The 20,803-nt window shown below is 43.6% G+C and carries 26 protein-coding genes and 1 tRNA gene; 14 read left to right on the forward strand and 13 right to left on the reverse strand.

Features of this window, described 5'->3' with window-relative positions:
• Positions 1 to 180 precede the first annotated feature (180 nt).
• Entirely contained in the window at positions 181 to 876 is a 696-nt protein-coding gene (locus tag CAN90_RS10255) for a putative ABC transporter permease (RefSeq protein WP_085833730.1), read from the forward strand.
• A gap of 304 nt (positions 877 to 1,180) precedes the next feature.
• Positions 1,181 to 1,612 carry an N-acetyltransferase gene (locus CAN90_RS10260; protein WP_085833731.1) on the forward strand — a complete coding sequence of 144 codons (432 nt, stop codon included), beginning with the start codon at positions 1,181 to 1,183 and terminating at the stop codon, positions 1,610 to 1,612.
• A 57-nt stretch (positions 1,613 to 1,669) separates the two neighbouring features.
• Here CAN90_RS10260 and CAN90_RS10265 read toward each other — a convergent pair whose 3' ends face one another.
• From CAN90_RS10265 to CAN90_RS10290, 6 genes are all read right to left on the reverse strand, one after another.
• On the reverse strand, positions 1,670 to 2,272 hold the full coding sequence (locus CAN90_RS10265; protein WP_341456303.1) for a nitroreductase family protein: 603 nt from the start codon (positions 2,270 to 2,272) through the stop codon (positions 1,670 to 1,672).
• A gap of 120 nt (positions 2,273 to 2,392) precedes the next feature.
• Entirely contained in the window at positions 2,393 to 3,016 is a 624-nt protein-coding gene (locus CAN90_RS10270; protein WP_085833732.1) for a TatD family nuclease-associated radical SAM protein, read from the reverse strand.
• Positions 3,017 to 3,022: 6 nt separating this feature from the next.
• On the reverse strand, positions 3,023 to 3,802 hold the full coding sequence (locus CAN90_RS10275; RefSeq protein ID WP_085833733.1) for a TatD family hydrolase: 780 nt from the start codon (positions 3,800 to 3,802) through the stop codon (positions 3,023 to 3,025).
• 13 nt (positions 3,803 to 3,815) lie between these two features.
• The gene (gene metG, locus CAN90_RS10280; RefSeq protein WP_242953625.1) at positions 3,816 to 5,780 is read right to left on the reverse strand and encodes a methionine--tRNA ligase; all 1,965 of its coding nucleotides are present in this window, start codon (positions 5,778 to 5,780) and stop codon (positions 3,816 to 3,818) included.
• 233 nt (positions 5,781 to 6,013) lie between these two features.
• Positions 6,014 to 6,877, reverse strand: coding sequence for an OmpA/MotB family protein (locus CAN90_RS10285; protein ID WP_085833735.1), 864 nt, complete (start codon positions 6,875 to 6,877; stop codon positions 6,014 to 6,016).
• Between the two features lie 21 nt (positions 6,878 to 6,898).
• Positions 6,899 to 7,702, reverse strand: coding sequence for a motility protein A (locus CAN90_RS10290; protein ID WP_085833736.1), 804 nt, complete (start codon positions 7,700 to 7,702; stop codon positions 6,899 to 6,901).
• Between the two features lie 237 nt (positions 7,703 to 7,939).
• Here CAN90_RS10290 and CAN90_RS10295 point away from each other — a divergent pair.
• Positions 7,940 to 8,016, forward strand: a tRNA-Val gene (locus tag CAN90_RS10295).
• A 348-nt stretch (positions 8,017 to 8,364) separates the two neighbouring features.
• Positions 8,365 to 8,520, forward strand: coding sequence for a hypothetical protein (locus tag CAN90_RS13590; protein ID WP_159450366.1), 156 nt, complete (start codon positions 8,365 to 8,367; stop codon positions 8,518 to 8,520).
• Between the two features lie 14 nt (positions 8,521 to 8,534).
• On the opposite strand, the gene CAN90_RS10300 is transcribed toward CAN90_RS13590, so the two are convergent.
• On the reverse strand, positions 8,535 to 8,753 hold the full coding sequence (locus tag CAN90_RS10300; RefSeq protein WP_085833737.1) for a helix-turn-helix domain-containing protein: 219 nt from the start codon (positions 8,751 to 8,753) through the stop codon (positions 8,535 to 8,537).
• Positions 8,754 to 8,929: 176 nt separating this feature from the next.
• Here CAN90_RS10300 and CAN90_RS10305 point away from each other — a divergent pair, with 176 nt between their 5' ends.
• The 10 genes from CAN90_RS10305 (at position 8,930) to CAN90_RS10340 (ending at position 14,714) form a co-directional block, all read left to right on the forward strand.
• A complete protein-coding gene (locus tag CAN90_RS10305; RefSeq protein ID WP_085833738.1) occupies positions 8,930 to 9,184 on the forward strand; it encodes a hypothetical protein in 255 nt (84 codons plus the stop codon).
• Positions 9,185 to 9,225: 41 nt separating this feature from the next.
• Positions 9,226 to 9,384, forward strand: a complete 159-nt coding sequence (locus tag CAN90_RS13595) for a hypothetical protein (RefSeq protein ID WP_159450367.1) — start codon at positions 9,226 to 9,228, stop codon at positions 9,382 to 9,384.
• 329 nt (positions 9,385 to 9,713) lie between these two features.
• Positions 9,714 to 11,117, forward strand: a complete 1,404-nt coding sequence (locus CAN90_RS10310; protein WP_085833739.1) for a hypothetical protein — start codon at positions 9,714 to 9,716, stop codon at positions 11,115 to 11,117.
• Between the two features lie 9 nt (positions 11,118 to 11,126).
• Positions 11,127 to 11,285, forward strand: a complete 159-nt coding sequence (locus tag CAN90_RS13600; RefSeq protein ID WP_159450368.1) for a hypothetical protein — start codon at positions 11,127 to 11,129, stop codon at positions 11,283 to 11,285.
• Positions 11,282 to 11,476 (forward strand): hypothetical protein, encoded by a 195-nt coding sequence (locus CAN90_RS10315; RefSeq protein ID WP_143750819.1) that lies wholly within the window; start codon positions 11,282 to 11,284, stop codon positions 11,474 to 11,476. Before CAN90_RS13600 ends, CAN90_RS10315 begins: the two co-directional genes overlap by 4 nt.
• A complete protein-coding gene (locus CAN90_RS10320; RefSeq protein WP_085833741.1) occupies positions 11,476 to 11,658 on the forward strand; it encodes a hypothetical protein in 183 nt (60 codons plus the stop codon). The genes CAN90_RS10315 and CAN90_RS10320 overlap by 1 nt, the downstream gene beginning before the upstream one ends.
• Before the next feature lie 2 nt (positions 11,659 to 11,660).
• Positions 11,661 to 12,554: a hypothetical protein gene (locus tag CAN90_RS10325; RefSeq protein WP_085833742.1), complete on the forward strand. Its 894-nt coding sequence runs from the start codon at positions 11,661 to 11,663 to the stop codon at positions 12,552 to 12,554.
• 118 nt (positions 12,555 to 12,672) lie between these two features.
• Positions 12,673 to 13,500 carry a rolling circle replication-associated protein gene (locus CAN90_RS10330; RefSeq protein ID WP_085833743.1) on the forward strand — a complete coding sequence of 276 codons (828 nt, stop codon included), beginning with the start codon at positions 12,673 to 12,675 and terminating at the stop codon, positions 13,498 to 13,500.
• The gene (locus CAN90_RS10335; RefSeq protein WP_143750820.1) at positions 13,487 to 13,744 is read left to right on the forward strand and encodes a hypothetical protein; all 258 of its coding nucleotides are present in this window, start codon (positions 13,487 to 13,489) and stop codon (positions 13,742 to 13,744) included. Before CAN90_RS10330 ends, CAN90_RS10335 begins: the two co-directional genes overlap by 14 nt.
• On the forward strand, positions 13,734 to 14,714 hold the full coding sequence (locus CAN90_RS10340) for a tyrosine-type recombinase/integrase (protein WP_085833745.1): 981 nt from the start codon (positions 13,734 to 13,736) through the stop codon (positions 14,712 to 14,714). The genes CAN90_RS10335 and CAN90_RS10340 overlap by 11 nt, the downstream gene beginning before the upstream one ends.
• Positions 14,715 to 14,834: 120 nt before the next feature.
• Here the strand turns inward: CAN90_RS10340 and CAN90_RS10345 are convergent, their stop codons facing one another.
• The 6 genes from CAN90_RS10345 to CAN90_RS10370 form a co-directional block, all read right to left on the reverse strand.
• A complete protein-coding gene (locus CAN90_RS10345; RefSeq protein WP_085833746.1) occupies positions 14,835 to 15,305 on the reverse strand; it encodes a DUF2726 domain-containing protein in 471 nt (156 codons plus the stop codon).
• A 184-nt stretch (positions 15,306 to 15,489) separates the two neighbouring features.
• Positions 15,490 to 16,968: a GH25 family lysozyme gene (locus tag CAN90_RS10350; protein ID WP_242953626.1), complete on the reverse strand. Its 1,479-nt coding sequence runs from the start codon at positions 16,966 to 16,968 to the stop codon at positions 15,490 to 15,492.
• 196 nt (positions 16,969 to 17,164) lie between these two features.
• Complete coding sequence (locus CAN90_RS10355) at positions 17,165 to 18,430, reverse strand: CdaR family protein (protein WP_085833748.1); 1,266 nt, start codon at positions 18,428 to 18,430, stop codon at positions 17,165 to 17,167.
• Positions 18,420 to 19,310 (reverse strand): diadenylate cyclase CdaA, encoded by an 891-nt coding sequence (gene cdaA, locus CAN90_RS10360; protein ID WP_085833749.1) that lies wholly within the window; start codon positions 19,308 to 19,310, stop codon positions 18,420 to 18,422. The genes CAN90_RS10355 and cdaA overlap by 11 nt, the downstream gene beginning before the upstream one ends.
• Before the next feature lie 98 nt (positions 19,311 to 19,408).
• Positions 19,409 to 20,554: an aminotransferase class V-fold PLP-dependent enzyme gene (locus CAN90_RS10365; RefSeq protein ID WP_085833750.1), complete on the reverse strand. Its 1,146-nt coding sequence runs from the start codon at positions 20,552 to 20,554 to the stop codon at positions 19,409 to 19,411.
• Positions 20,551 to 20,787: a putative Se/S carrier protein gene (locus tag CAN90_RS10370; RefSeq protein ID WP_085833751.1), complete on the reverse strand. Its 237-nt coding sequence runs from the start codon at positions 20,785 to 20,787 to the stop codon at positions 20,551 to 20,553. Before CAN90_RS10370 ends, CAN90_RS10365 begins: the two co-directional genes overlap by 4 nt.
• Positions 20,788 to 20,803: the final 16 nt, after the last annotated feature.

The following is a 20,803-nucleotide window of genomic DNA, read 5'->3' on the forward strand; positions in this document are numbered from 1 at the left end:
TTACCCTATAATACAATTCGTACTCTACTGTTAAGGTCTGGTAATGGCCTGCTTTTTGCCGAATCTTCTCAATTATGGTATCATATCAATATTCATTTTATTGCGATAATCCAATTATTTACTTAATTCATTCATAAAAAAACTACTCAATGAAGTACACTAAAGAAAGGGAACCATTCAATGATTACAACAAAGCTTCAGCGCAAAGGCTACATAATGGAGGGAAACCCCTATTCTTTTGCACACGGGTTAAACCGATACAAACAATTTTGGATTTTTCTAAGCGGGTGCATGATCGGCTATATTGTTGAGACCCTGTGGTGTTACGTTCGGCTTGGTTATTTTGAGAGCCGGCAGGGCTTATTGTACGGCCCTTTTACTCCTGTTTATGGGCTCGGGGCTTTACTCTTTACTGTGGCACTGTACCGCATACGCCACCGCAATAGTATGATTATCTTTTTTTGCAGCATGTTTTTAGGCGGTGCTCTTGAGTATGTCTGCTCTTTTTTACAGGAAAAGCTTTTCGGCACCATCTCTTGGGAGTACAGTGATTCTGTCTTAAACCTGCATGGAAGAACCAACCTTACTTACTCCGTGTTCTGGGGGATTCTTGGCCTTGTTTTTATCAAACACACCTTGCCCTCCCTTACGAACTGGATTGAACAAATCCCCAGCCGTACCGGTGTTATTTTAACCCGTATTCTTCTGGCTTTTATGGTGATAAATATTGCAATTTCGGGCATGGCGGTGAAACGCCAGAGCATGCGGCAGGATGGCATTCCTGCATCCGGCCCGGTAAGCCAATGGCTCGACCAGCAGTATACAGACGACTACCTAAGAAAGGTGTACCCCAATATGCAGCATGCACAATCCTAATAAAAAATCCATTTACAAGATTAGCACATAAACATGGTAAATCGATTTATTTTTTACTTGATTTTTGGTCTTTCAATGCTTATAATAAACGATAAGCTGATTCAAAGGAGAATGGCGCTCAGTTGAGGAAACTGTGCGCTTTTTTCATAGAATATTTTCAATTTCACCTTTTCAATTTAACTTTAATGGTGTATAATTGTATAATATAACCAACATCCTTCCGTTTTTATTCGTACCGCTTATTCACCGTTCCCAGGTTTTAGGGAAATATGGCAGAACAAAATGAGAGATTGGAGTAATACTTATGATCAGAGAGTTTCATAAAGACGAGTTAGATGCCGTAATGCAGCTTTGGATGAACGCCATTACAAAGGCACACCCGTTCATTTCCAGAGAACATTGGCTGAACAAATATAGAACGGTTCGCAACGAACATCTCTCTATGGCTGAGACCGTTGTTTACGGTGAGCATGGCCGTTTAAAGGGTTTTGTCAGCATATTAGAGGATAGTTTTATTGCTGCACTTTTTGTAGATGCAGACAACTGGAATCAAGGCATTGGTACCAAACTCATTGAGTGGTGCCAAGAAAAGTATACACATTTGGAAGTAAACGTGTATAAGAAGAGTGAAAATACCGTTCACTTTTACACAAAGCACGGCTTTACGGTGGAGCGTGAGCAGAAAAACTCCGATACCGGCGAGCAGGAGCTTTTCATGACTTGGAAAAAAGACTGATTAATAATCAAAAAAAGCCGTCCCTTTAAAAGGGACGGCTTCATTTTTTATCAGCACTTATTCTTCCAAACGATATGTCACTACATCTTCCAGCTTTCTTCTTGGTCGCGGCATGGGTGCTTCATCGGCATAGCCAAGGGCAAGCGCAGCAGCAAGCTGAACACTGCTGCCAAGCCACTGGCTAAGCTCAGTGTATGCAAAAAAGGTATTGCAAACCCAAAGAGAGCCAAGACCCAGCTCTTGTGCAGTTAGAATCATATTCTCAATAGCCGCACCGATTGACTGCGTATTCGCAATCTCCGCAACCCGTTCCTCCTTGCTGATAGAAACAAACGGATCTCCCGATTCCGCATTAAGCACCATAAGTACAACCGGTGCCTGTTTTAAAATATTCAACGTATTCCATGCGTCTGGTAAAGCATTCCGGTTCTTTTCTAATAAGGCGACATTCCCCTCCTGCTCACGCTCTAGCCCAGCCTCAAAAGAGTGGAGCATCTCGTTTTTCGCTTTACCGCCAAGCACAACAAAGCGCCACGGCTGCTTATTTTTACTGGAGGGTGCTTTTATTCCTGCCGAAAGCACCTGCTCAAGCAGCTCCATGGGTATTCCATCTCTTTTAAATTTTCGAATACTTCTTCGGCTCTCTATGCTTTGCATCATTTTACAAACCTCCGATTCTTTTTTCGTTGATAATGATACTAATTCGAACATTTTGGATTTCTATCAACAAATCATTAGAAAAGATGCGCCTCTTCGGTTCGAGCCGAGGAGGCGCATCTTTTATTTCTCTACATAAGACTGATGATCTAAAAACTGGCGAACACGGAAAGTAGCCCCCGTTTCTTTGCACAGCTTTTCGCAGGCTAAGATTTCTTCATGAGGCATATTATCTACCACAGTCATATACACCTTCGGAACATACATACCTACGGTTTTGGTAAACTTTAATATGGCCGGCAACGCCTCCAGCCCATATTTTGACCGGCATATTTCATGGTACTTCTCCGGCGTAGCAGCATTCAGGCTAATGGAAACACTGTCCAAAAGTCCGTCAAGCTCGGGTGCGGTAGAGCGCCCATTGATCAAGTCGGAGAGTCCGTTTGTATTTAACCGTATGTTAACACAGCTAATCTGCCGCACCTGCTGGCACAGCCAGACCAAGTCATCAAAACGGCAGGTAGGTTCGCCATAACCGCAAAACACCAGTTCTCGGTAGCTGTCTAAATCTTTGCTTTTTAATTGTTCCAAAACCTCTTCTTTGGTGGGCTCACGCTCCAGCCAAAGGTCTGCCTCGCCCTCTTTCCGCTCGTTTAAAGAGCGAACGCAAAAATCGCAGGCATTGGGACAGCGGTTGGTCATATTAACATATAAATGGTCTTCTTCTACTACATAGGTGATTGTCAAATTGCATTACCCCTCAGAGATGATGTTAAACAGTTCTTCTGCATTACGGCGGCCAGCCAGCAACACTTCCTCCGCCGTGATTCCACGAATCTCGGCAATACGCTGTGCAACATATTGAATCATAGAGGAATCACAGCGCTTCCCACGGAATGGCTCCGGCGCCAGGTATGGCGCATCCGTTTCTGTTAATAGGCGATTTAATGGGACTTCGCGAGCCACTTCAACAGCTACGCGAGCATTTTTGAATGTGACAACGCCGCCAAGGCCGATGTACATGCCCAGTTTTACCACTTCTCGCATCATTTCTACACTGCCGGAAAAACAATGCACTACGCCTCTGGGCCTGTGCCGACTCAATATCTCCAGCATATCACCATGTGCTTCACGGTCATGCACTACAATGGGCAGATTCCTGCGCTTTGCCAGCAAAATCTGGTCTTCAAAAACCTTTCGCTGCAACTCACGCGGTGCCATATCCTCGTAGTGGTAATCCAGACCGATTTCTCCAATGGCAACTACCTTTGGATTTTCTGCCCATTCTTCAAGTTGGTTGAGGTAGTCCTGTGGAAGACCCGCCGCATTTTCCGGGTGGATTCCCACCGCCGCATAAATATAGGAGTACCGGGAAGCAAGCTCAAGCGCTCCCCTGCATCCGTCGTAATCTGCACCCATACAGACTATATTGCACACGCCTTGTTCTGGAAGGCGATGCAGAAGCTCGTCACGGTCATCCGTAAACGCTTCGTCGTCATAATGAGCATGAGAATCAAATATTAATCGTTCCAATTTCATCTATCCTTTAATGAATGCTAGAGCCTGCGGGAATACCATCCATCAGCAATACTCGAACGTTATCTTCCCCACAGTCCGCAGAAAGTATCATTCCTTGGCTTTCTACGCCGCACAACACTACTGGCTTTAAATTCTTAACCAGAACGATGCTATGGCCAATTAAATCTTCCGGCTTGTACCATTTTGCGATGCCAGAAACAACGGTACGCTCGCCCACGCCATCATCCAGAGTAAATTTCAAAAGCTTTTTTGCACGTTTGACGGGCTCGCAATGAAGCACCTTCGCAACGACCAGCTCTACCTTCATAAAATCATCAATGGTAATCTGTGCAAGCCCCTCGGGAAGTTCTTTTTTCTCTTCCTTCGGTTCTTCTTTTGCTTCTTCCTGTGCCGGAACAGTAGAGGGAATCAGCTTGTTGAGCTCCTCAATTTCCTTCTCCACATCAATACGGGGGAACAAAGTCTCACCCTTTTGAATGACCGCATTTGCCGGAAGAAGACCCCATGTGGCGGCATTCTCATAGCCCAACACCTCTTGCCCAACACCTAGCTGCTCCTGAATTTTGGGAGCGGTATTTGGCACAAAGGGAGTAACGAGGATGGAAATGACACGCAACGCTTCGCACAGGTGGTACATGACGGATGCCAGCCTTGCTTTTTGGCTTTCGTCTTTTCCTAGAACCCAAGGCGCCGTTTCATCGATATATTTGTTGGTGCGAGAAATTACCTTCCAAATCTCTGTAAGTGCGTTCGAGAACTGGTAGGAATCAATTGCCTTGTCGCACTTTTCACGCAGGGTAATAACTGCCTGCTCCAGTTCCTCATCCACAGGAGCTTTCTCCTGCTCCGCGGGGATTACACCATCAAAGTATTTGCCAACCATGGCGGTTGTGCGGGAAACGAGGTTCCCCAAATCGTTCGCCAAATCAGAATTAATACGGCTGATGAGAGCCTCATTGGTAAAGTTACCGTCTGCACCGAACGGAATTTCACGCAGCAAGAAGTAACGGATGGCATCCACACCATATCGGTCGCACAAAACAACGGGATCAACCACGTTGCCCTTGCTTTTGCTCATTTTACTGCCATCGCCAAACAGCAACCAGCCGTGGCCATATACCTGCTTCGGCAAGGGTAAGTCAAGCGCCATTAAAATGGCAGGCCAAATGATGGTGTGAAAACGAACGATTTCTTTGCCCACAAAATGAACATCTGCAGGCCAATACTTGCGGTAATCTGCTTCATCCTCGGAGCCATAACCCATAGCAGTAATATAGTTGGTCAGTGCATCCAGCCAAACATACACAACATGCTTCGGGTCAAAGTCCACTGGAATTCCCCAAGAAAAACTGGTACGAGAAACACAAAGGTCATTCAGGCCGTTTTTAATAAACTGAATCATTTCGTTCTTACGGCTTTCCGGCTGAATAAAATCCGGCTGCTCTTCATACAGCTTTAAGAGCTTGTCTGCATAGTTTGAAAGACGGAAGAAATACGCTTCCTCCTCTGCCCACTTTACCTCACGACCGCAGTCGGGGCATTTGCCATCTTTTAGCTGAGTTTCCGTCCAAAATGCCTCACAGGGCGTGCAGTACCAGCCCTCATATTTTCCTTTGTAAATTTCGCCCTTATCATAAAGAGCACGGAAAATCTTTTGAACGGCTTTTTCATGGTAATCGTCTGTTGTACGAATAAAGCGGTCGTTGCTAATATCCAAAAGCTTCCAAAGATCTTGAAAGCCTTCTACAATTTTATCAACATATGCCTTGGGAGTAATGCCCTCTTTTTTTGCATTGTTCTCAATTTTTTGGCCGTGCTCATCCGTGCCGGTTAAGAACATTACATCAAAGCCCTGCAGCCGTTTGTAACGGGCAATTGCGTCACTGGCAACGGTGCAATAGCTGTGCCCAATATGCGGCTGCCCAGAGGGGTAATAAATTGGAGTAGTAATATAAAATGTCTTTTTTTCCATAGAATCCATCCCTTTAACAATTTCAGTATGCTTTTTTTCAAAATCTTCCCAAAAAGCGCAGCCGCCAAAACAAAGGCGGTTTTGACTTCAGTATGTCAGTATCTTTTTCCTATTATACCATTTTGCGGTTAGAATTCAAGCCAAGCCGGCGGATTCTGCCTTTTGCGCAGGTAAATAGAAAAAATCAAGCCGCCTGTAACGGCGGCCTGTTAACCTTTCGAACATATTGTACTTTAGTGCGCTGCTTTGCTGGATTCCGTTTGTCCGCTGGCTTGTGGTGTTGAGGAAGAAGCAGCATCCGGAGCCGGTTTTGATATATCTGCCGGTATAATCGGCGGGTTTTTCAAGATAGTAATTTCCACACGCCGGTTTTTGGCTCTACCCTCTTCATTGTTATTGTTTGCAACCGGTGAAAAATGGGCGTAGCCTTCAATTGAGATTTTATCTTGCTTCATTCCGTAACCAATCATTCGGGTAACCACTGTGACGGCGCGCTCCGTAGAAAGCCGCCAAGAGGTTTGGTCGCCAGACAACGTATGCGGCCCTACGTCTGCTGTATGTCCACTAAACGTAATGTGGTCTACACGGTCATACACTTTTGAAATCGCATCCGACACTTCTTTGAGCACTGGTTCACTTTCGGGCAGCATTCGGGAGCTATCTGGAACAAACATCATCTTATCCTTCAGGTGAATTTTGACATATGTATTCGTATTCACCAAGCCAATTTGGTCCTCAAGATGATTCTTTTCTACATAAGACTGTAAAATGGAGTATACCTCATCCAAGGCATCCATCTTATTGGTAAGATTACCAGCATTTGTTTCCACTCCACTGCCAGCCCCGGCAGCATTCCCGCTACCGCCTGTACCACCGCCACCACCACCGCCACCCGCGGTGACATCGCTAGTGACTGCGCCCATTTGGTGCCCGGCTTGCTCCGCCATTTTGGCAAACTTTTTTGCATCGATAGAACTCATCGAATACAGAATCATAAACAACGCCAAAAGCAGCGTGATCATATCTGAATAGGTGAGTAGCCATCTTTCATGATTTTCTGGGGCTTCCGCCTCACCACTTCTTTTTCTTCTCGCCATAGCAGTTTATTCTCCATGCAATTAGTTATTGATGCCCTCTTTATACTTCTTATGGCCATTTTTGAACACATGATAGTAAAGGGACAACTGATTTTCTACGTCTCTTGCAGATTTACCGCTGGCAATCAGGCACATGCCTTCAATCATCATCTCACGGTATACCTTTTGGCGCTTTAAGTCTGCTTTCATTCGATTCGCCATCGGAAAGTAAAAAAGGTTTGCAAACAAAATACCATACAAGGTTGCCAGGAACGCTACCGCAATAGAGGCCATCAGCGCAGCTGCGTCCGTCATATTCGAAAGCACCTGAATCAAACCCATAACGGTACCAATAATACCCAGTGTTGGTGAAAAACCACCCGCAGCAATAAACACTTCAATTTCCATGTTCTTTTTTACCATGTAGGTTTCCATATCTGCTTCCATAGTGGCTGCGATTTCTTCTGCCGGCTTCATGTCCAGCGTTAGAATCATGCCCTCTTTGAGTGGCAGAAAGCTGTCATCGCTAATGTCGGAATCATCCAGCATGGTTTGCAGTTTGAGCAGACCCTCCTTACGGCAGGCATCTGCCATTTCGGACATTTTCTGAATCAGCTTTTCTGGATTTGGTGCATTTTTTGTAAAGACAGTATTGAGAAAAAACTTAAACGCTGCTCCAATCTCCCCTAATCCAAAGGAAAGAATAATTGCTCCCCACGTACCGCCAACAACGATAAGAAAGGGGGATGGCATAACCAAAGCGCTTAGAACGCCGTGTTCCAGCAAATAGCCCCCAATAATAGAGCCAAATGCTATCACTACTCCAATAATTGTTGAAATATCCACTCTGTATCCTCCTTGAGTTTGACGATTGCTGAAGAATCAGAAACTCTCATTACGTATATCGGCAGAAGTCTTAAATATCTTGGTATAATTATTTAAAATTATAAAATTTTCTTTTAATTTACATTTTTTTCAAAATTCTAACCATAAAAAACAAAAAATCTTGAATTTAGGGGTTGATTTTTAAATTAAAATAAGATATAATAACCAAGCATTCGAAAAGCACAGCAACTATAATATGGACGATTAGCTCAGCTGGCTAGAGCATTCGCTTGACGTGCGAAGGGTCATAGGTTCAAGTCCTATATCGTCCACCAACGAATATTACGTAAAGAAACCCACCTGTTTTCAGGTGGGTTTTTTGCGTCCTGATGCCTTGCAGTTGTACCGCTGAACTCCCCCTGTCCGTCTGTCCAGTAAACTCGGTAGGTGCGCCCCGATGGATGATGCCGCTACCGTAGGCACTCACGCACACGGGAGTGTCTGCACCTGCTGGCACGTATCTGCACCCGCCCGGCGTAGCCGTTGGCGGTGCTCAATCACGCTAAGCCCCGGCAATTAGCCGGGGCTTTTTTATAAGAATGTATTGTATTATTATATATTATATTGTAAAATAATGGAAAATAAGACATATATCTGTTTTTGGGGAAAGGGGATGTATGAAAATGCGGAAATCAATTATCTTTTTTATTGTCTTGGCATTGGTTTGCTTTTTAATTTTCATTAATGTATCTGCTAAATCGGATGATTCTATTAAGGGTGGGGGCGGCTCACCTGCAAGCTGGGGCGTTGGTCGAGATGATGTACTAAGTTCAAAATGAAAGAAAGGCCGTGCTTAAGAGCACGGCCTTTTCTTATTAGAAATACCAAGTATGTAATCTGTAGTTACCTTATAGTATTCTGCTAAAGCTACTAAATGTTCTACTTTAATATGTCTTGTACCTGTTTCATACAAGCTATATTGTTGCTGAGTTATACCGAGAAATTCTGCAATTTCCTTTTGTCCTTTATCAGCATTTTCCCGTAATTCACGAAGTCTTTCTAAATAATACAGATTACATCACCACCCTTTGCAAATATTTTATACTACATTCGAATAAATGTCTTGACTTTACATTCGTTTAAATGTAAAATGTTGGTATACATTCAAAAGAATGTATACCACTTTCTTCCTCGGAAGCAAGTTTCGTTCAATTAGGAATCATTATTACAAAGAAAGGGGTGCATGAAATGGCAATGAACGTAATTGGAAAACGTGTAGGAAGTTTTACAGACAAAAAGACCGGAGAAGTTATCACCTTTGGAAAAATCTTTGTTGTGTATCCGGCTGACGAATCTATGAAAGGCACAGAGGGCGATATAGCCGAAGCAATTAGCTTGAAGCCTGAAATGGTCGCTCAAATCCCCGTTGGCTCTGATATTGAACTGTATTATAACAAATACGGTCGCGTTAATGATTTTGACATTGTATCCCCGGCAAAATAAGCCTTTACATTATTAATCTATTTTAGAAAGGGGTCTGAACTATGGAAGCTATTGTTGGAGGAATTGCAGACGTAACAACGGTTGTTGGTGCTGTGTTTACTATGATTCTTGGTAATCCGGTTCTGCTGTTCTCGGTCTGTGCAAGTGTTGCAGGTGTTGGTTTTACTATTTTCCGCAAGGCCAAAAAGACAGCAAAATAAATCCAGCGTTCCAAAGCCGGGGGCGGGGCAAAAGCTCCGTCCCCTATTTCTTTTTTTGGGGGGGTTATTGATTGGATAATGAAAAATTCTGTCGGTTTTTTCTTTACCTCAATTTTATTATGCTTTGTTTTGCTCGCTTGATTATCTGGTTTGATTAATGGGGTGTAATATGTTTGATTTCTATTTTTCTTGCATGAGCCTTTTTACGCACACATTAGCGGTTATTCAAAGCGTCCCGGCTCTTTCGTTTTTTCTATATTTTATCTTGTTTGCCATGGCTGTGGCTCTCTATGCGGCATTTAACCGTAAATTAAAAAGGTGGTGACAGTATGCGCCGTTTCCTTGCTCTCTTTCTTTCTCTCTGCTTTGCGCTCTCTGGCTCGGTAGCCCTTGCCGCTGAATCTTCCCAGCCTAGCCGTATGGGCGGCTATGTCTCCATTTATGACTGGATAAATAAAAATAAAGATTCGGAGCATGTTGGTAATGGTGGCGGTGCTTCTGGTGGTGGTGCAAGCCGATTCACTAGCAAAGACGAGTACGATAGGTATGTTTCGAGTTTGCGTAAAACAACCATTTCAAAATCTGATGTTTTCCGCGCTTGGCCTGCTACTCGTGGAACTGATAATGCAAATACTCTATCTGATGTTTATCAAGAAGATTTTGACCTTGTGCACTCTTATCCTACAGAAGAAACTCATGTATCTGTTACTAAAGAACAGGTTTTGCTTTTAAGATATGTTTCTGGTTCAACCGGTGATCATACTTTTAATTATTCTTTTTATTTTACAGTGCCAGTTTCAGGTAAGTATATTTTATCTTTTGCACCTAATTTAACTTTCGGCTCTAATGGCTCATTAACTAATCGTATATACAAAAACAAACCTAACGGTACTGTAGTTTTTAATGATTTAGCATTATACCCTACTGATAATGGTATGCACATTACAGATTCCTTATATTTTGATGCGAATCAAGTCTATTGTTTTTATACAGCTTTTCATATTAATAAAACTTCACAATCTTTTCAGGGTGCTTGCTTTGTTGATATAGTGGCAGACGATTATGCACTAGCTGGTGCGGAAGATTACGGCACTCGTCCATCTGGATATGATGGTACTTTAGCTACACCCGGTGACAATCCAAACTATATTGATAATAGCAATGTTATTAACGGCGATGTGACAACGTTGCATGATTATAGCACTAATACCACTTATAACATCACAAATTGGACTTATGACTATGGTGACCGTACATATAATCTCACTTTGGAGGATGGCAGCACTGCTGTCGTAGTCTATGGTGATGATGGTATCACGGTCAATAAAGGTGCGATTACGACGGAGTATAAGTATTGGTCTCCAGACGGTAATTCGTCTGGTGGAAATAGTTCTAGCAGCACTCCCGGCGAAGATAATGGCGGTGGTAGCTGGTCGGTAATTGGCGAGATGCTTGGTAAGGTTTTTAAGGGTATTGCAGACTTTCTTGGTGCTATACTTGGGGCAATTTTTGGTGCTTTAACTGCTCTTTTGAGTGTGATTGTAGATGGTATTGGCGGTTTAGTTAAAAGCCTCCTATCTATTTTTGAGCAATTGCCGCCGTTGTTTGCTGGCTTTACTGCTTTTCTTGCCGCTATATTCCCTTATTTGCCTAAAGAGTTTACTTCTCTGATTATTTTAGGCATGGCGGCTGTTATTGCGGCAGGCTTGATTCGTGTGCTTATAAAGCGATAGGAGGACACAATGGAACTTTTCGCCGCTGTTTTTAAGTTCACTTATGATGTATTAAACATTCCGATTAATGCCTATGGCTTTACCTTTTCTCTCTGGTCTGTATTTCTTTTTTCGGTTGTTGCTGGCATCGTACTTTGGTTTATATTTGGCGTTTTGGAGGGTAAATGATGGACGTTACTAGTACTGTTTCGGAGGTTTCCTCTACTTTACCAATAGAAGAAATTTCTTCTGTTCCTGTACAGGATTTTTTGACTGTACCTTTCACCGATTATTCTGTAACAGATGGCTTGCTGTTGATTCTTGTTTTGATGCTACTTGGCGGCTTTATTTTCTGGTTCTTTGAAAGGAGTTTTCGCTGATGAATCAGACAATCCTCGAATTTTTTGGTATTGTGGGCATTGACGTTGTACCGCCCACAAACTTAGCGGAACTTATCCCCTATTTGCTCTCTGTTTTTGTTGGTTTGCTTTTGGTGCTTGCTGTATTCCGGTCGTTCACATCGATTCTCACCGGATTTTTTGCTTTTATCCGGAGGGTTTAAAAATGGGGCTTTTTATACTAATAGCACTTGGTTTTTGCTTTGTGATGTTCCCTGTATTCCGGTGCGCTGTTTTTCATCCTGTTAAGGTGGTTTCATGTGGAGTTAAGGATATTATTTCATATTTCCGTGAGAAACGTTATAACCTTTGCCAGACTGGAGAGCTTCTCGCTTATGTTGGTTTATTTGGTAAGGGCAAGACACTTTCTGTTGTTCATAGAGTTGTTTCAGATTTTAAAAAATATGATGGAAAAATGGTCTGGTGCTCTCGCCGCAATAAATTTGTTACACAGCAGGTACGTGTTTTGTCCAATGTAAATTTAAATATTCCATATGAGCAATTTACATCTTTAGGGCAAATCATTTATCATGCGGAAAATAGTGCTGAATTGGATGATATTAATGACACTCTTACGGTTACGCTTGTCCTTGGGGATGAATTCAGCGTTCAAATGAACTCACGCAATTTTAAAACGAACATAGACCCTTTGTTTCTCAATACATTGCTTACTTGCCGACATTATCATATCTCGCTGTTTTATACTGCACAACGATTTGGACACGTTGACGCTCTTCTACGGCAAGTAACCTCTGCGGTTATCGATTGTAATAAACTTTGGAGATTTCAGCGGCAAAACGTATACGATGCATGGGAGATGGAAAACGCAACAAATGTGCAACTTATAGCACCTCTTGCACGTCGTGCATGGTTTGTAACTGATGCAGATTATAATGCCTATGATACATTGGCTTGTGTTGGAAATCTGCAAAAGTCGGTTAAAGATGGAGATATGCTTTCCTCGACAGAAATCTTGGCATTACAGTGCAACCAGCCCGCAAACCCCGAAGCAGTGACAAAGCCCAGCCGTAAGCTAGAGCGTATGCGGAAAGGTAAGTAAGGGGGCTTTCCGGGGCTCCGCCCTTGGGCGGCACCGAAGCCCCCGCCCGGTAGCGGGTGGGGTTGGGTGGCTATTACTTGATAATAGCCTCAAATTACAGTCACTAGGAGAATAAGCAATGATTTACTTGCCTACTGTGACAATGGCAAGGGAGGTCTTTGCGAATACGAAAGAGCGAATCTATCCCAATGGGGAGCGTAAAATAACGGTTTGCTCAAAACCAATATTTAAAATTGATGAATACATGGAACGTGTAGACCCTCCTGAACCCATTTCTAAACCAAAAAATATGGATAATGAAGTAAGGGCTGATAATGTGAAACGTGCAAAAGAAAAGATTTTCGACATTGCTATGTGCAATGATTTTGATTATTTTGTTACATGGACTTTAGACCCGGATTTGATTGACAGATTTAATCCGCAAGAAGTTAGCAAGAAGCTCAAATATTTTTTAAATAATCGTGTGAAGAGAAATAACGCTCGGTATCTGGTTATCCCGGAGTATCACAAGAAAGGTGCAATACATATGCACGGTTTGCTTTCCGGGAATTTTGAAATGATTGACTCTGGACATACAACCAAAGCAGGACAGACCATTTACAACATGCCTCAATGGTCACTTGGTTATAGTACGGCTATTGCTCTTGATGACCAGAAAGAACGAGTATCCCGCTACATTACAAAGTATGTTACAAAGGATTTTCGAAAAATATTCGGTTCTTTTTACTATGCGGGTGGTCATGGCCTTGTCAGAAAACCTAAAACCAAGATTTACGATAGCGACTATGATGCCGTTGAAACGCAGGAATATAGACCAGAGGGTGTTAATATCTGGTTTAAGTATTTTTCGGAGGGTGAAGCAGATGAGACCGCCGCAAGCAATACGAAAAAAATACTGGAAGCGATTGGAGAGATTGAAAATGTGGAAGAACATGAAAAAGTATAATGTCTATCAGGTTTTGCAAGTCCTTTTTGATGGTGGTTATATTAGTGTTCGTTGCTTACACGGTTCTGAAAAATTCCGCTATGTTGTATTACTTTCTGTCGATGGCGAGCTTTTGGGAGTTGTTTCTGCCATTGTTGCAAGGAATCTTTATAACTCTAATGTATTAATGCTTTTTGATACTCGCCGTAGTGGGAAATATGACTACAGTTATTATAACGTAAGGTGGGTATTGAATGACCTTTGAATCTCTGGCGGCTCTCTGGCTTAAGACTCGTAAAAACAAGGTTAGCTTCTCCCAATTTAAAAACCTGCGTTGCTACATAAACCATCTACTGCGGTATATTGGCACTATGGACGTAGAGAGCATAAAGCCTATGGATATAGATGCCCTGCTGGACGCTCTGACGGATTGTAATCCAAATACAGGTAGACCATCATCACGGCAAACGTTGGTTGATGTACGCAGTACCGCAAACCGTATCTTTGAGTATGCAATGGATTTAGAGTTAATTAACAAAAATCCTGCCCGGGGACGTGAGGTATCCCGCTATGCTCCCCGCCGTTACCGTAGAGCGTTGACGGCAACTGAGCAAGGGTTGATTATCTCCACGCCACACCGTGCTCGTGTGGGTGCTCTGGTGATGATGCTGGCAGGTTTACGGCGAGGTGAGCTTATCCCGTTGACTTGGGACGATATTGACATTGACGGGTTAAAAATTAACGTCACCAAGAGCGCAGAATGCAAAGGCGGCAATCGCTTTGAGATAAAGTCCGGTACAAAAACATCAATGGGACGGCTGGTTGATATTACACTTGACCTTGCGTTGATATTGCAAGATGCAAAAGCGGCTACCCGGTCAAAGTATGTTTGTCCCCGTACTAACGGTGAGATGCACACCCTTATAAGTTGGCGGCGTATGTGGGAGAGCTACATTACAACTTTGTGCAAAGCTCCGGGAGCAGAAACTACTAATATAAAAGAAATTACTGCTCATTACCTGCGGCACACTTACGCAACGTTGTTGTATCTGTCAGAAGTTGATTATTTAACCGCCGCAAAGTTACTCGGTCATAGTAATATTAAAACAACAATCTCCGTTTATACACACCTTGATGAACTGATGAAATCGAAGAACGTGGATAAGCTGGACAGTTATCTTTCCTCTTCCCTTTTTCAATTTTCAGCCGAACACAATCCGGATAATCTCGCTTGACGTGCGAAGGGTCATAGGTTCAAGTCCTATATCGTCCACCATAACAAAACCCACCTGTTTTCAGGTGGGTTTTTTGCGTCTTTATCCCCTTGTCTCTGTACCTCTCCCCTATGCATCTTTTTAAATGGCTGAGTTGATTTTTTCCCTTATACCAGAACTGTTTTTGGTATGTATGATTGGTATTTCTGCTTGAGCAAGTGCCTTGTCCACAAAGGAATCTCGCTCTTGCCTATCTGCTCTGTCGTGGCTGCTATCATCCAACTCAATAACCAGTATTGGCTTAATGCTTATCGGTTCACAAATCACAAAATCAACATGTTTGGATTTAATACGGTTAAATTGAGAATGCCATTTCTCCCCCTTTTCCTTTGGCTCAATAAGATCCGCAAGACGAACCTTTGAAAACAACACAACATTAAGGTCTGCCGTTTCTTTTACCAAGTCACGATAGAACTTGAGTTCATTCTTGGTAAAGAAATATGTTCTTTTTTTATATTGGTATGGGAGTTTATCCAGCGCAGACGATTTCTTTCTGCTCAATAATAGCAATATAATTAAAACAATAATAATACCAATGAGGATATATTCCATTTTCTCACCAACCTATTTTCTATTTTGAAATTTTATTAAACCATTTATTGGGCGTGATTCTCAACAATATAAAAGACTTACAAATCACATTGAAAATTGAAATAGAGACTCATTTCACTACAACGCATATAAAAACCCGACCGGCCTTTGTGAGCCGGTCGGGTTTCAACTTGTTATAATTGTATTAGGAAACCGTTACAGTTGCAACCAGAACCGGTGCACGGTTGCCAACCTGCGCATAAATGGGGGTACTGCCACTGTTCACTGCAGTGATGGGGTAGCTCCAGCCACCTGTGGTGGACTGAACCGTTCCACCCGTTATAACAGATGGATTACCAATCAAGAATTTTACATTACTGGTAATAACGGTAGGCATTACACGCAGAGAATAGGTTTGACCCTTCTGCAAGCTAAAGTTTGTACCTAAATCGGTAAAATACACGATTTTCGGTAAAGCATTACCCGTTACGGTAAAGGACGTAGATGCCCCGGTAACAGAAGAGGTTGTTGTAATGGTCGCCTGACCCTCACCCTTTTGGATTACATGGAAAATGTAGCCGTCAGAAGACTGCTGCGAGAATCGAACCTCAGCCACATTCGGGTCAGAAGACGTAGCTACAGGTGCCGCAGCATCTGCCGTTGTGATTCGATAGAAGTAATCCTGGCTTTGCTCTGTAAACGCATATGAGTTTAATGCGCTGCTCGCAAACACACTCGGGTCAGTTGGCTTCGTCGGCTGCTGAGAGGCTGTGCCGGCATAATCTACATAGCTGTAATTCATGTCGCAAAGGCCGTTCACGCCGGGTACGTTCTGCGCACTGTACTGCCACATTGTATAGGGGCGGTTAAAGTTAGGCTGGCTTACTCCCCAATGGGCAATCCACGTATCGTACTGAGTTACAAGAGGGCTGGTAAGGCGTGCGTTGTAAAAGTTCACATAGCTGTAAACCGCTGTTTTGTAGCCTGCCTGCTGAATTCTGCTGCAGAACGCATTTACAATTTCACCCATCTGCGCAGCAGAAAGCGAATTATGTACCTTATCCTCTACATCGAAAACAACCGGGTATTGCATGGGGCGCCCCTTAATGGCATTTAGGCACATCTCTGCCTCCTGAGCTGCCATGGTGGCGTTGGTTGCATAGCTGTAATGGTATGCACCTACTGCAATTCCGTTTGCGGTTGCACCTTTATAGTTCGCTTCAAACTGAGTATCGGTCTGCTTAGCCCAGTTTTCGTTTCCATAACCGGTACGAATGATGGCAAACTGAATGCCCGCTGCCTTCACCTTCTGCCAGTCGATAACTCCGCGATGCTGCGAAACATCGATTCCCGGAATACCAACGTTTACCAGGCAGTTCACAGAACAGCTAACCGTTGCCCCAGTGGGCGAAGTGGCTGTAACCGTTGCTTGGCCTACTGCAAGCGCAGTTACCGTTCCTGTGCTGCTAACCTGCACTACAGATGGGTTACTGGAAGACCAAGTGGCCTGCGTCACTTCTGTTGTGCCGCTGTATACCCGCAATTGCATGGTATCTCCCTTTTTCATCTGAGCAAAGGTAGAGCTGATCATAAAATCGGTTGTGTATGTATCTGCATACGCTGGGATTATCAGCGTCATCAACATCGCGAAAACCAGAAAAAATGACCCCAATCTTTTTTTCAATCCAATTCCTCCCACAAAATAATATTTACTGGCATTTTCCATCAAAAAAGAGGAAAATACAGCAATTACATTTATTATATTTCTCCTACCAGATTATGTCAAGTTACATACCTGTGATTTCTTGAAAATACAAAAATTACCAAAAGGGATGCGGTAACGCATCCCTTTTCTTATAAATATATTCCGTGTTTCAGATTTAACTAGCTTTTTCGGTTACACTTACGTTCGCTTTGTACTCGCCAAAAGCCCAAATGCTCGTATTGTTTTTCGTTACTAGCGTAACGGGAAACTCAGAGTGACCGGTAAAGCTGTCTTTACCTGCTAAATCAATTTGAGCAAATACATCGGCTGCTGTAATAGCATCAATTTGTTTGGCTGGCCCAATTAAGGTCATCTCTAGGCTCTTTGTAAATACCTGAGCTGATTTGCTTGCCGCCAAGTTTTTCACTTGAAAATCTGTTACACTAAGCTTCTTGCTCTTAAATCCATTAAAATTCAAGCTAACGGTAGCTGTGTACACATTACTTAAATTTTTGCAGCCAGGTGGGAGAGTAATATCTACCTGAAGATTTTGATTATTAATGGAAAGCTTCGAAAAATCGATCGCTTCCAGGCTTAGCTCATTCAGGTTTGCAAGAACGTCCTCCGGCCCTGCAACCTCAATGGTCTCCGGTGTAATCTTCTGTACAGCAGAGGAGAGGGCTAGTCCCACAGGCTTGCCAGTGAAGGCTGGTGACAGCTTTACCACTTTTCTTGCCAATACCGTGATATTCACATCTACAGACTTATTGCTCATCGTCAGCTTATCGGTTGAAAGCTTTTCACCATACGCATTATACAGCACCAAATCGGTAGTAAAGCTTTTATTTTTCGTTAGGGTCTCTTTTACCTCGTATTCCGCAGATACCTTTTTAATCTTAGCAATCTCACTTTCCGGGCCAGAGATAACCACTGTATCCTCTGAGAAAGAAGGTGGGCTAACAAAATAATTGGGGTCTGCTTTAAAGGTAATATTATCTTGCACGGGGAAGGTTACTTCCTTATACACATCCACATTGGCAATAATCGAGCTTGGCTCAACCGAAACAATCTCGTAATCTGCCAAAGAACCTACCTTTTGCGCGGTTAAAGGCAGCGTATAGTTATTTGGCTGAGTAATAGAGGATGCCAAAGAAGCAACTACCTGAATGTTTTCGGGCTTGATGCGATTGACAACGATGCTGTTGCCACGAATGGATACCTTTGCTGTTTTAACAGTTTGATCAAATACTTTGAGCCCTTGTTCCTGACTCGCATCTGACAGCTTAATGGTAACCGGCACATCGTAAATAATCCGAGGCCGCTCCTGTGTATTGACAGTCGCCATAATAAACCACAGCACAATTGCCGTAAAAACGGAGAAGACCATTACAAAGCGGTCATTATAAAACAGAACGGAAGTATCCAGCTTTTTATTCTTCATCTTTCTTTGCCCTCCTAATGGAAGGAATCTTGCGGGACCGCTTTTCACTGGATTCCTGCTCCGGAATAATTAAAATTTGCAATTCACTTCTGAGAGTCTCTCGGGTATAGTTGCGGGTTAATACCCCATTTACTGCAATAGAAATTTGCCCCGTTTCTTCTGAGACTACCACAACCACTGCGTCGGAGTTTTCACTAATACCAATAGCGGCACGGTGCCGCGTACCCAAATCCAAGCTGACCTTGTCGCTTTTGGTCAGAGGGAGTATACAGCCAGCTGCGTACACCATGCCGTCACGTATAATCATAGCACCATCGTGCAAAGGTGCTTTGTTAAAGAAAATATTGCCGATTATCTGGGCAGATGCGTCTGCGTTAATAACTGTACCCGTGTCTGCAATGTCCCCCAGCTTTGTCTGGCGTTCAAACACAATCAAGGCTCCCATTTTCTGCTTTTGCAGAACAACAGTAGCCTCAACCGTTGCATTAATTCCACGGGTGAGCTTCTGGTGAAGGTCCGATTCATCTTTTACGCCGGTAAATAACCAGCCTTTGGCACTGCTGCCAATCCCGCTCCGGCCTAGCTGCTCCAAAGCGCGGCGCAACTCCGGCTGAAACACAACCAGCAACGCAAACACGCTGAACTGAAAGAAATAGTTCAGCAGAGCGCCAACCATGTGCAGGTTCAGGTAGTAGGACACGCCCCATACCAGCAGCAGAATCATCAAACCTTTAACCAGCTGCTCGGCCCGTGTTTCGCGAACCAGCTTAATACCACTATATATGATAAAGGATACCGCAATGACATCCAGAGCATCCGTTATTTGAAACGACTTAACCAAGCCGATAACATTACCCCAACCATTTATGAGAAGCTCCATGTTTTTCCTCTCCGTAGCAGACTCGCAGTAAATTACCCGCAACTCTAGCCTCTTTTTATTTATTTTACCATATATACAGCAATATGCAACAATTTAATTTAGGATTCCGCTTTGATTTTGCGAATTACCATCAGAAACCGTTCGATTTCATTCCTATTATTAAAAGCAGAGGGTGATACGCGCACAGTTCCCTGTTCCAACGTACCCATAAATTGATGTGCTGCAGGTGCGCAATGCAAACCGGGCCGTACCGCTATTCCGGCGTTATCTAACTTACCAGCTACCTGCTCGCTCGACATTCCCTTCAGATTAAAGGAGAGAACCGGTGCAAAATAGGCTTCTTCCGGCCGCTGCGTGTAAAGGTGCGCACCGTTCATTTTAGCCAGACCATCGTATAACTGCTGCACAAGGCGCATTTCGTGCGTAAATATGACTTTTTCTGTTTTCATGCGTACAAATTCCATACCGGCTCTAAGCCCTGCAATTCCCGGTAGATTCGGCGTACCGCTTTCCGCCTGCTCCGGCATTTGATCCGGCTGCAGGAATGAAAACGACGTTGTACCGGTTCCACCCTCCAGAATTGTTTTGGGCAGTGAGCCGCACTTGGCAATCAGCATTCCGGTTCCCATGGGGCCATAGAGCCCTTTGTGGCCGGCCATGCAAAGGTAATCAATTGCACTATCATTTAGGTTTATAGGCAGCACGCCACCGCTTTGCGCACAATCTACTGCTGTGCAGATTTCGTATTCCTTGCCAAGTGCAGCAATACGCTCAACAGGCAAGCGAATTCCCCAAACATTTGAGGCGTGCGTGCAAACAATCAGCTTTGTGTTGGGTTGCAATGCTTGGCGAAAATGATCTACTGTCGCATCATTATCCCCAGGTACAACCTGTGCCTGCGTAAATGTTATATTTTGGTCTGCCAGAGCCTGAAGCGGCCGCATGACTGCGTTGTGCTCCAAATTTGAGGTTACCACATGGTCACCTGGCTTCAAAACACCTTTAATAACCATGTTAAGAGCCATGGTACAATTCATCGTAAATGCAACACATTCCGGCCCGGGAGCAGAGAACATATCCGCGGCAAGCTGCCGGCAGTTATAAAGCTCCTCCGCAGCGGCCATAGAAAGCTTATGCCCGCTGCGACCCGGGTTCGCACCCTTCGTCCTTTGTGCGTCTGCCATTGTCGTTATCACACGAGGAGGCTTAGGGTACGTGGTGGCTGCATTATCGAGGTAAATCATACCCCACCAGCTCTCTCAGATCTTCCCAAAACTCGAACACCTGAATTCCTTAAAATATCTTCCGCTTGATCGGTTCTATCCGGTACAAAAATTCCATAACCGCACCCGAGTCGGTCTTGCGTGCGCGGTGTTCTCTCTACATACGATTTAATTCCATAACGGAACAAAATGTCCCGGCTTTTCATCGCATAAGTGATGGAACCAAGCAAAATAACAGGCTTGCCCACAAACATCACCTCTCTGTTTTTA

Source organism: Clostridium merdae (genome assembly GCF_900176635.1).
GTDB lineage: Bacteria > Bacillota > Clostridia > Oscillospirales > Acutalibacteraceae > Faecalispora > Faecalispora merdae.